Origin of the sequence: Capnocytophaga sp. oral taxon 329 str. F0087, assembly GCF_000213295.2 — a bacterium.
GTDB classification, from domain to species: domain Bacteria; phylum Bacteroidota; class Bacteroidia; order Flavobacteriales; family Flavobacteriaceae; genus Capnocytophaga; species Capnocytophaga leadbetteri_A.
This window is the reverse complement of record NZ_KN390081.1, coordinates 1-1,974: the sequence shown is the minus strand read 5'-3', so window position 1 is coordinate 1,974 and position 1,974 is coordinate 1. Positions and strand designations below refer to the sequence as shown.

Sequence of the window (1,974 nt, the reverse complement as noted above, 5' to 3'; positions counted from 1 at the left end):
ACCCGATAACTACGTACAAGACCCTTTTAACACCCAAAACTTTAATAGATATGGCTATTGCTTGAATAACCCACTGGTATATGTAGATGAGAATGGAGAATTTATTATAACAGCTATCATAGTAGGTGCTATAGTAGGCGCTGTAGTAGGTGCTTATATAGGAGGTTCTCAAGCCAATGGTACATACAATCCTTTTAGGTGGGATTATAGTAGCAAAAATACTTGGCTTGGTATAGGTGGAGGAGCTCTGATAGGCGGAGTCTCAGGAGCAGCTGTACTTATGTAGGAGGATTAGCGGCAACAGGATTAGCTACTTATGGAATTACTGGTGGAATAGTAGGAGGAGCAGCTGTAGGAGCAGCTAGTGGATTCGTAGGAGGAGCAATAAGTGGTGGTTTTATGTCGTTATTACCCGGAGGGAATGGGAAGTTTTGGAGTAGTGCTGGTTGGGGAGCTTTGTCTGGTTTTGTAGGAGGAGCTACAGGAGTTCTTACCACCCCTAAAGGACATAATATTTGGACAGGACGAGAAATACAACCTGTTCAAACCTTAGAAGGAGCTCCCATAAATATTCATTTAGATGCTGAGAATAATATAACAGGAAATTTAGAATTAAATACTCCAACAACAAATTCGGTTTTAGATCTTTAACAGCCTAAACTAATCCCTATTGAAACACCTGATGGAGGAATTAGACTTCTAAGAATGGGGAATACAGATATTAATAGTTTACAAGGAGAGGTTAGAAACAACTTTAAGAGGTTTATAAGTAAGATACCTGCAAATTCTAAAACAAATGCTACTTGGAGAGTTTTAGATGATGGAAATTATTTATTTCAAACTATATCCCCAGGTAAAGTTCCTGGTTCTACAGCTCTATATGAAAAAATAGTGAGTCCACAAGGAGAAACATTAAGAATGATAAAAACAACATTTTCACCACAAGGAGATATTATTCACGTAAAATCAAAATTATGATGACAGATAGGAAACAGTTACTTTTAGACTTAATTCTTTTAAGAGGTAAAACCCAAGATATAAAAAAAGAACTTTCTAAATATTCTTGGGATAGTGTGTCTCCTATTGTTAAAATAGATACACAATCTATGATTTTTGTTTTAACAAAATATATCAAAGGGGAGATATCAACTGATGAATTAGAAGAGTGGGCTAATCTGGTAGAATGTAGAGATGATATAGAAATTCCTTCGCTGATACAAGAATTTATTTTTGAGTTAGCTAATCCTGAAATAAATGGAGATATAACTAAGAAAAAAGTAAATGATTATGTAAAAGCTTTAGAATGTGAGAATATTTAAAAAAATTATGAACATAACAACTATTTTTGAAGGATACGAAAAGTACGATTATATCTTTTACCTAAATAATACATATCAAGTACGGGTGCCAAATAATGAAAGAAAAGAAGAAATGTAAAGAATGATAAAATTTATTTTCTCTTGAATATACAACGCCTTTGGCAAACGTTCACACTGTTATTACGGTAATGCTGAATTAGAAAAAGCCAAAAACTCTATTACCTACACCGCGACTATCTCGGAAGCATTATAATGCTCACCGATGAGGACGGCAATATAGCCGAGCGCAGACACTTTGACCCTTGGGGGCAACCCATAAAAATAGCAGACGGCTCAGGCAATACCTTAGACAAACTCACCCTATTAGACCGAGGCTTTACAGGACACGAACACCTATAAACGGTAGGCTTGGCACATATGAACGGACGGTTGTACGACCCTGCGCTACACCGTTTCTTACAACCCGATAACTTTGTACAAGACCCTTTTAACACCCAAAACTTTAATAGATATGGCTATTGCTTGAATAACCCATTACTCTATACTGACCCTAATGGGGAGTTTTTCTGGGCAGCAGTTATTATTGGTGCTATTATAGGTGCTTCAAGTTATGCGGTAAGTGCTGCTATTAACGACTCTTGGTCTTGGGGAAGTT

Annotated in this window: 5 protein-coding genes and 1 pseudogene; all 6 read left to right on the top strand. The window is 36.6% G+C overall.

Annotated features, from left to right (window positions below):
- Positions 1 to 286 (top strand): annotated as a pseudogene (locus HMPREF9074_RS12755) (glycine zipper 2TM domain-containing protein); the annotation flags it as partial.
- Entirely contained in the window at positions 223 to 651 is a 429-nt protein-coding gene (locus HMPREF9074_RS11360) for a hypothetical protein (RefSeq protein WP_155846583.1), read from the top strand. The pseudogene HMPREF9074_RS12755 and the gene HMPREF9074_RS11360, both read left to right, overlap by 64 nt.
- Positions 652 to 705: 54 nt before the next feature.
- Positions 706 to 978 carry a hypothetical protein gene (locus tag HMPREF9074_RS11355; RefSeq protein WP_009388885.1) on the top strand — a complete coding sequence of 91 codons (273 nt, stop codon included), beginning with the start codon at positions 706 to 708 and terminating at the stop codon, positions 976 to 978.
- Positions 975 to 1,319, top strand: coding sequence for a hypothetical protein (locus HMPREF9074_RS11350; protein ID WP_009388886.1), 345 nt, complete (start codon positions 975 to 977; stop codon positions 1,317 to 1,319). Before HMPREF9074_RS11355 ends, HMPREF9074_RS11350 begins: the two co-directional genes overlap by 4 nt.
- Positions 1,320 to 1,571: 252 nt before the next feature.
- Positions 1,572 to 1,718, top strand: a complete 147-nt coding sequence (locus HMPREF9074_RS12750) for a hypothetical protein (RefSeq protein ID WP_009388887.1) — start codon at positions 1,572 to 1,574, stop codon at positions 1,716 to 1,718.
- An 18-nt stretch (positions 1,719 to 1,736) separates the two neighbouring features.
- Positions 1,737 to 1,974 (top strand): RHS repeat-associated core domain-containing protein (locus tag HMPREF9074_RS12745; RefSeq protein ID WP_304413021.1); only part of this gene is annotated, 238 nt, incomplete at its 3' end.

Bases quoted from the DNA above. Each gene is read 5' to 3' on its own strand.
- HMPREF9074_RS11355 (WP_009388885.1), top strand. From the start codon at position 706: ATGGGGAATACAGATATTAATAGTTTACAAGGAGAGGTTAGAAACAAC.
- HMPREF9074_RS11350 (WP_009388886.1), top strand. From the start codon at position 975: ATGATGACAGATAGGAAACAGTTACTTTTAGACTTAATTCTTTTAAGA.
- HMPREF9074_RS12750 (WP_009388887.1), top strand. From the start codon at position 1,572: ATGCTCACCGATGAGGACGGCAATATAGCCGAGCGCAGACACTTTGAC.